At 71.6% G+C, this 7072-nt stretch carries 8 protein-coding genes; 5 read left to right on the forward strand and 3 right to left on the reverse strand.

Annotated features, from left to right (window positions below; genetic code table 11):
* The first annotated feature begins 195 nt into the window (after positions 1–195).
* Positions 196–1233, forward strand: a complete 1038-nt coding sequence (locus tag ACZ4SW_RS07965; RefSeq protein WP_468239375.1) for a ketoacyl-ACP synthase III family protein — start codon at positions 196–198, stop codon at positions 1231–1233.
* Between the two features lie 52 nt (positions 1234–1285).
* Here the strand turns inward: ACZ4SW_RS07965 and ACZ4SW_RS07970 are convergent, their stop codons facing one another.
* On the reverse strand, positions 1286–1495 hold the full coding sequence (locus ACZ4SW_RS07970) for an acyl-CoA carboxylase subunit epsilon (protein ID WP_468239378.1): 210 nt from the start codon (positions 1493–1495) through the stop codon (positions 1286–1288).
* Positions 1496–1506: 11 nt separating this feature from the next.
* The gene (locus tag ACZ4SW_RS07975) at positions 1507–3066 is read right to left on the reverse strand and encodes an acyl-CoA carboxylase subunit beta (protein WP_468239381.1); all 1560 of its coding nucleotides are present in this window, start codon (positions 3064–3066) and stop codon (positions 1507–1509) included.
* A 202-nt stretch (positions 3067–3268) separates the two neighbouring features.
* Here ACZ4SW_RS07975 and ACZ4SW_RS07980 point away from each other — a divergent pair, with 202 nt between their 5' ends.
* The 4 genes from ACZ4SW_RS07980 (at position 3269) to ACZ4SW_RS07995 (ending at position 6311) form a co-directional block, all read left to right on the forward strand.
* Positions 3269–4306, forward strand: a complete 1038-nt coding sequence (locus tag ACZ4SW_RS07980; RefSeq protein WP_468239384.1) for a ScbA/BarX family gamma-butyrolactone biosynthesis protein — start codon at positions 3269–3271, stop codon at positions 4304–4306.
* Positions 4303–4965: an HAD family hydrolase gene (locus ACZ4SW_RS07985; RefSeq protein WP_468239387.1), complete on the forward strand. Its 663-nt coding sequence runs from the start codon at positions 4303–4305 to the stop codon at positions 4963–4965. Before ACZ4SW_RS07980 ends, ACZ4SW_RS07985 begins: the two co-directional genes overlap by 4 nt.
* A gap of 61 nt (positions 4966–5026) precedes the next feature.
* Positions 5027–5731 (forward strand): 3-oxoacyl-ACP reductase FabG, encoded by a 705-nt coding sequence (gene fabG / locus ACZ4SW_RS07990; protein ID WP_468239390.1) that lies wholly within the window; start codon positions 5027–5029, stop codon positions 5729–5731.
* Between the two features lie 115 nt (positions 5732–5846).
* A complete protein-coding gene (locus ACZ4SW_RS07995) occupies positions 5847–6311 on the forward strand; it encodes an ester cyclase (RefSeq protein ID WP_468239392.1) in 465 nt (154 codons plus the stop codon).
* A gap of 293 nt (positions 6312–6604) precedes the next feature.
* Here ACZ4SW_RS07995 and ACZ4SW_RS08000 read toward each other — a convergent pair.
* The coding region (locus ACZ4SW_RS08000; protein ID WP_468239395.1) for a transposase at positions 6605–7072 on the reverse strand (468 nt) is incomplete at its 5' end.

Here is a 7072-nt window from a genome sequence, read left to right on the forward strand (position 1 = left end):
CGGCCCCTCGCTCAGCATGCTGCCACGGAGAGAAGCGCCTGCCGATGGGCGCACGGCGACCGCGACCCGGATTTCATTCCGGTTTTATGCGCCGTCGATTTCGACCCGGGTTTTATGCGTCGTCGATTTCCCTTCCAGAGAATTCCCGGTGCTGGGACGGTGGCGTCCAGCTGTCGAGTTGAAGGGGCTTCACCTATGAGACCGCCCGTACCCGTGGGTATCGCCTCCGTCGCGCTGTGGCTTCCTCCCGGACGCGACGTCGCCGCCGACGCGGTCGCCGAGGGCCGGCTGGAGGCGCGGGTGGCGAGGGATCTGGGGCACCGTCACCTGCCCGTGGCCGAGGACGTGTCGGCTCCCGACATGGCCGTGCGTGCGGCGTCCGAGGCGCTGCACCGGTCGGACACGGTCGCCGGCGACCTGGGCCTGCTGTGCCACTCCTGGATGTACTACCAGGGCCACGACCTGTGGTCCCCGCCCCACTACATCGCCGACCAGTTGGGTGCGCACGGCGCCCTGCCGGTCGGGGTGCGGCAGATCTGCAACGGGGGAGCCGCCGCGCTGGAGCTCGCCGTGGCCCGGATGTCCCTGGAGGCGGGCGTACGGCACGCCCTGGTCACCACGGCGGACCGTTTCGTCCCGCCGGGGTTCGACCGCTGGCGCAGCGACTACGGCGCCGCGTACGGGGACGCGGGTACGGCGGTGCTGCTGCGGCAGCCCGCCGCCGCCTCCGACCTGCTCGTGCTGCGCTCGCTGCACAGCGCCGCGGCGCCGCAGCTGGAGGGCATGCACCGGGGTACCGACCCGTTCGCCCGGCTGCCCCGGGACAACTCCCCCGTGGTCGACATGCGCCGCACCAAGCGGCTGTATCTGAAGGACCACGGGGCGGACGTCTTCCACAAGATCAACCGCGACATGATCCGGCACGTCGTACGGCGGGCGCTGCGGGACGCCGCGGTACACCCGGACGATCCGCGGATCCGTCTGGCGGTGCTGCCCCGGCTCGGCGCCAAGGTGCTGGACACCGCCTGGATCCCGGTCCTGAGCGAGCTGCTGCCCGCCCCTGCGGTCGACTGGGGTACGGACACCGGTCATCTGGGGACCGGTGACCTGGCGGCCGGGCTGCACGAACTGCTGCGCCGGGCGGCCCTGCGCGCCGGCGAGCTGGCGGTGCTGCTGAACGCCGGCGCGGGGTTCACCTGGACCTGTGCCGTCGTGGAGGCCGTGCGCCGCTGAGCCGCAGCCATGAAGGGCCCGCCCGGAGTCCGGGCGGGCCCTTCACGCGTGGTCAGCCCACGGTGCGCCAGGCGCCGGCCGGGAGGTGCGGGAGGGGACGCAGCCAGCCGGGCGTGTCGGAGGCGGGCCCGGCGTCGTCCGGCGGGCCGCCGCGCAGCAGCAGGCACAGGGCGGCGGTGGTCGCGGCGATCTCCTCAGGGGTCGGCCGGCCGCGGACGATCCGGAACTCGGGGGCGGTGTGCTCCGCCGGGTGCTCGGTCACGACGGCCCTCCTCACATCGGCGGGTTGCCGTGCTTGCGCGGCACCAGCCGCTCCTGCTTGGTGCGCAGGGTCCGCAACGCCTCGGCGACCACCGCCCGGGTGCGCCGGGGGTCGATCACGTCGTCCACGAGGCCGCGTTCGGCCGCGTAGTACGGGTGCATCAGTTCCTCGCGGTACTTCTGCGCCAGGATGCCGCGGGTGGTCTCGGGGTCGTCCGAGGCCGCCACCTCCCGCCGGTGGATGACGTTGACCGCGCCCTCCGCGCCCATGACGGCGATCTCGTTGGTGGGCCAGGCGTAGGACAGGTCGGCGCCGACGGAACGCGAGTCCATCACGATGTACGCGCCGCCGTAGGCCTTGCGCAGGATGACCTGCACCCGCGGCACGGTGGCCGCGCAGTAGGCGTACAGCAGCTTCGCCCCGTGCCGGATGATGCCGCCGTGCTCCTGCGCGGTGCCCGGCAGAAAGCCCGGCACGTCGACCAGGGTCAGCAGGGGGATGTTGAACGCGTCGCAGATCTGGATGAACGAGGCGCCCTTCTGCGAGGCGTCCACGTCCAGCACCCCGGCCAGGTGCCGCGGCTGGTTGGCGAGGATACCGACGGTGTGGCCGTCGATGCGGGCGAGCGCGCACAGCAGGTTGGGCGCCCACCGCTCGTGCACCTCCATCAGCTCCCCGTCGTCCACGAGGTGTTCGACGACCTTCCGCATGTCGTAGGGCTGGTTGGGGTCGGCGGGCACCAGGTCGAGCAGCTCCTCGTCGAGGACGTCCACAGGCGGTGCCGGCGACGAGGGCGGCGGCAGCTCACGGTTGTTGGAGGGCAGCAGCGAGAGCAGGAAGCGCACGTCCTCCAGGCACGTCTCCTCGTCGTCGTACACGAAGTGGGCGGCGCCGGAGACGGCGGCGTGCACGTCCGCGCCCCCCAGTTCCTCGTGGGTGACCTTCTCGCCGGTGACGGTCTCCACCACGTCGGGGCCGGTGATGAACATCTGGGAGATGCCGCGCACCATGAAGACGAAGTCGGTCAGCGCCGGCGAGTAGGTCGCCCCGCCCGCGCAGGGCCCGAGCATGACGCTGATCTGCGGGATCACTCCGGAGGCGCGGACGTTGCGGCGGAAGATGCCGCCGTAGCCGGCCAGGGCGGTGACTCCTTCCTGGATGCGCGCGCCGGCACCGTCGTTGAGGCTGACCAGCGGAGCGCCCGCCGCCTCGGCCATGTCCATGATCTTGTGGATCTTCGCGGCGTGGGACTCCCCCAGCGAGCCGCCGAAGATGCGGAAGTCATGGGCGTAGGCGAAGACCGTACGGCCGTGCACCCGGCCCCAGCCGGTGACGACGCCGTCGGTGTGCGGACGGCGCAGCTCCAGCCCGAAGCCGCTGGCGCGGTGCCTGCGCAGTCCCTCGATCTCGACGAAGGTCCCCTTGTCGAACAGGGCTTCCAGCCGCTCGTGCACGGTCAGCTTCCCGCGGGCGCGCTGCGCCTGGGTCGCGCGTTCGCCCGGCCCGCCTCGCACCTTTTCCCGCAGCAGCAGCAGTTCTTCGGTCCGCTCCCTCATTCCTGCCTGGGCCATCGGCGGACATCCCTCCCTTTTGCTTTCCCGGGTTCACGGCACGTGTGCGGCGAAATCATGTGACGGGCCGATGAAAGCCGGTTAAAAGCAGGGGTTCCGCGGGTCACGGCCAGTGCCCATGCGGGGATTCGATGTCCTCTTTACGCGCCTTTCATACGCGGCCCGGAACATCGTGTCGGTACCGAACACGAGGAGTTCCGACATGACGACAGTCACCGAAGTCGCCGGGACGGTGGCGACGCCGGATCCGTCACCGCCGCCCGCGGCGGCCGGCCCCGCGCCGGAGTTCGTGCGCACCATCGACCGCCGGCTGGTGCACCGCGCCTCGGTGGGCGAGGTGTTCGTCACCGATCTGCGGCGCGACGGCGGCGACGGGTTCCTGGCCGGGGCGCAGCTTCCGCTGTCGCACGGCTACTTCAGCGACCATCTGCGCCGTCCGGCCGCGTTCGACTTCCTGCTGCTCCTGGAGTCCGCCCGACAGGCGTGCACCGCCGCCGGGCACCTGTACTACGGGGTGTCCCGGGACACCGTCTTCCTCGTCAACGGCTTCTCGGTCCGCGTCGAGGACCAGGACGCCCTCGCGGCCGGTTCCCGGCCGGGCGAGCTGGTGCTCGCGGGGAGCGCCGCGCGTGACGAGGGCCGGGGCGGGCGGCTGCGGGGGGTCCGCTTCGAGGTGACGCTGAGCCTGGCCGGGCGGCAGGCCGCGCGGGTCGGCATCGACACCAGCACCGCGGTGGGCGAGGACTACCACAAGCTGCGTTTCCTGCAGCGCAGGTCCACTCCCCCGGTCACCGAGGACCTGGACACCACGGTGGCGGGCCGGGCCGCCGACCCCGCTGCCGTGGGGCGCCGCAGTCCGCTCAACGTCGTGCTGGGCGAGCCGGTGCGCGAGGGCGGCGCCGTGTCCGCGCCGGTCGAGCCGCGGTGGGACAACCGCAGCCTGTTCGACCACTCCTACGACCACATCCCGGCCATGGTGCTGGTGGAGGCGGCGCGGCAGCTGGCCCATGTGGCGGGCGTGCCCGTGACCGCGCCCGTGGCCGCGTGCACGGCGCGCTTCAAGCGTTTCGTGGAGCTGGACAGCCCGGTCACCGCCACGGCCCACACGGCCGGGCCCGGCGCCGGTGCGCCGACGCCGCCGGGCGAACTCCGCGTCGGCTTCCGGCAGAACGGGGCGACGGTGGCCGAGACGGAGCTGGTCTTCGGCCCCGCCCCGGTGGCCGGTGAGGAGCGGTCATGACCGCGACGCGTGCTGCCGTACGGGCGGTGTGGAGCGACTTCGGGGGCGTGCTGACCCCGCCCATCGCCCGTGACCTGGAGGACTTCTGCGCCCGCGAGGGTCTGCCCGCCCCGGCGTTCCGCCGGGCGATGGCCGAGGTGGCCCGGCCCTTCGGCGGTGATGTCATGGCCCCGCTGGACACCCCGCTGATCAGCGAGGAGGAGTGGGCCCGCCGCATGGCGGCCGAACTCGCCCGCGACACGGGGCTGGACGTCGACCTGTCCGACTTCGGCGAACGGTGGTTCCGGGGGCGGCAGACCAACGAGGCATGGCTGCGCTTCCTGCGCGAGCTGCACGACGCGGGCGTGTTCGTCGGCATGCTGTCGAACATGCCGCCGGCCTGGGACCGGCAGTGGCGCCGCATGATCGACCCGGAGGGGCTGTTCGACGCGTTGGTGCTGTCGTTCGCGGTCGGCACCCGGAAACCGGAACGGCGCATCTTCGAGATCGCCGCCGAGGCCGCGGGTGTGCCCGCGGAGTCCTGTGTCCTGATCGACGACACGGAGGCCAACTGCGCGGGCGCCGAGGCGGCCGGCTGGCAGGCCGTCCACTTCACCGATGCCGAGGAGGCGGCGGCCCGGCTGCGTCCGCTGCTGGAGCTGCCCTCCGGCGTCGTATGAACCCGGCGGCCCGCTTCGTGGGCCGCCTTCTCACCACGCGTCCGAACGACAGGAGACCACTGTGTCACGAACCGTTCTCATCACCGGCGGGAACCGGGGCATCGGGCTCGCCGTGGCGCGCGCGTTCAGCGCGGACGGCGACAAGGTCGCCATCACCCACCGCACCGAGGAACCGCCCGAAGGGCTGTTCGGAGTGCGCTGCGACGTGACCGACCGCGAGTCCGCCGAACGCGCCGTGGCCGAGGTCGAGGCCCAGTTCGGCCCCGTCGAGGTGCTCGTCGCCAACGCGGGCATCACCCGGGACGGACTGGCGGCGGCGATGCGGGACGACGACTTCGCCGACGTCCTGCAGACCAACCTGGTGGGGGCGTTCCGGATGGCTCGCCTGGTCGCCCGGTCGATGATCGGCGCCCGGCGGGGCCGGATCGTCTTCGTGTCGTCCGTGATGGGCTTCCTCGGCTCGCCCGGCCAGACCAACTACGCCGCCTCCAAGGCCGGGTTGCTGGGGCTGACCCGCTCGCTCGCCTGGGAGCTGGGGTCGCGCAACATCACCGTCAACATGGTCACGCCCGGCCTCATCGAGACCGACATGATCCGGGACGTCACGGACAAGCGGCGGGAGCAACTGCTCAGCCAGACCCCGCTGCGCCGCACCGGCACCCCGGAGGAGGTCGCCGAAGTCGTCCGCTTCCTGGCGAGCGACGGCGCCTCGTACGTCACGGGGGCGGCCGTTCCCGTGGGGGGCGGTCTCGCCATGGGGCAGTAGCGGCCCGCCGCAGGCACCCCGCACCCACCCATCGCACGCGAACCACCACGAAAACCGAACCACCACGACAACCGCACAACAGCACATCGCTTTGTCGAGACGAGAGGAGCAGATCGTGACGACGCAGGTTCTGACGGATGAGGACGTCCGCCAGATCGCCGTGGACATGGGGCTGATCTTCAACGACGGGGACGAGGAGGCCGCGCACCGGCTCGTCGCCGAGGACTTCATCGACTGGGAGGCCCCCGAGGGGGCGCCGCGCGGTCCGGAGGCGTACGCGAACACCGCCCGGTGGATGCGCAGCGTCTGGGAGGACGCCCGCTGGGAGATCGTGGACTCGTTCGCCAAGGGCGACAAGGCGGCGCTGCGGGTGATCTTCACGGGCCGGCAGGTCAAGGACTTCATGGGGGTCCCCGCGACCGGCAAGCGGGTCCGGGTCCAGCACATCCACCTCTACCGGATCGCGGAAGGCAAGGTGGTCGAGCACTGGGCGGTCCGGGACGACCTGGAGCTGATGCGTCAGCTCGGCGCCTGGGACAAGCCGCTGGAGGGCGCGCCCAAGCCGACGCCGCGCGCCTGAGGCCCGCGCTCTCCCATCACCGTCTTCCCCCTCACACGTGTGGGCGGCACCGCATGCGGTGCCGCCCACACGGCGTTAGCGCGCGCCGGCCGGGGCCGGCTCTAGGGCGTGTTGCGAAAGTCCCGTCGTCCGGCCGGAGGCCGGGCCTCGCGGCGTCAGGTGCGTGCTCTCGGCGTGCCGGGTGGAAGCCCTCGTACTGGATGTACTTGGGGTTTCGCCCGGTGCGGCGAGAGTGCGTGCATGGCGTCGCGAGGCAGGCGGGACTTTCGCAACACGCCCTACTGATCTTTTCGTTAGTTCTGTGGGGTTGGTTGGATGGTGAGTCCGGTGTGGGTGAGGAAGGACCAGGGGAGTTGATCGTTCTGGTTGATGCGGCGAATGCCTTGTTCGGTGGCGTCGGCGACGTCTGCGAGGTGGTCGCCGGCGAGGTTGGCGAGCTCGCGTTTCTTGAGCGACGACCACAGCAGCTCCACCGGGTTGAGCTCAGGCGCGTAAGCCGGTAATCGTTCAAGGGTCAGCCAGTCCTGTTCGGCGGCCCAAGCCCGCATGGTCCGGCTCCAGTGGGCGGACAGCCCGTCCCAGACCAGCACCACCCGCTCTCCGCGATAGAACACCTTGAGCTGTTTAAGGACCTCGATCAGAGCGGCGGTGTCATAACTGCCGGGCTTGAGGTGGAAGCACAGGCGAGGCCCGCGGTCGGGGTCTGAGACGTGGTAGCCGAGAGCCGCGGCCATCGAGGCGCGCTTCCAGTTCAGCCGATG

The sequence above is a fragment of the Streptomyces sp. NPDC028331 genome (assembly GCF_055565775.1).

Excerpts from the sequence above, each read along its gene's own strand:
- ACZ4SW_RS07965 (WP_468239375.1), top strand. The coding sequence starts at position 196 with ATGAGACCGCCCGTACCCGTGGGTATCGCCTCCGTCGCGCTGTGGCTT.
- ACZ4SW_RS07975 (WP_468239381.1), bottom strand. The coding sequence starts at position 3,066 with ATGGCCCAGGCAGGAATGAGGGAGCGGACCGAAGAACTGCTGCTGCTG.
- ACZ4SW_RS07980 (WP_468239384.1), top strand. The coding sequence starts at position 3,269 with ATGACGACAGTCACCGAAGTCGCCGGGACGGTGGCGACGCCGGATCCG.
- ACZ4SW_RS07985 (WP_468239387.1), top strand. The coding sequence starts at position 4,303 with ATGACCGCGACGCGTGCTGCCGTACGGGCGGTGTGGAGCGACTTCGGG.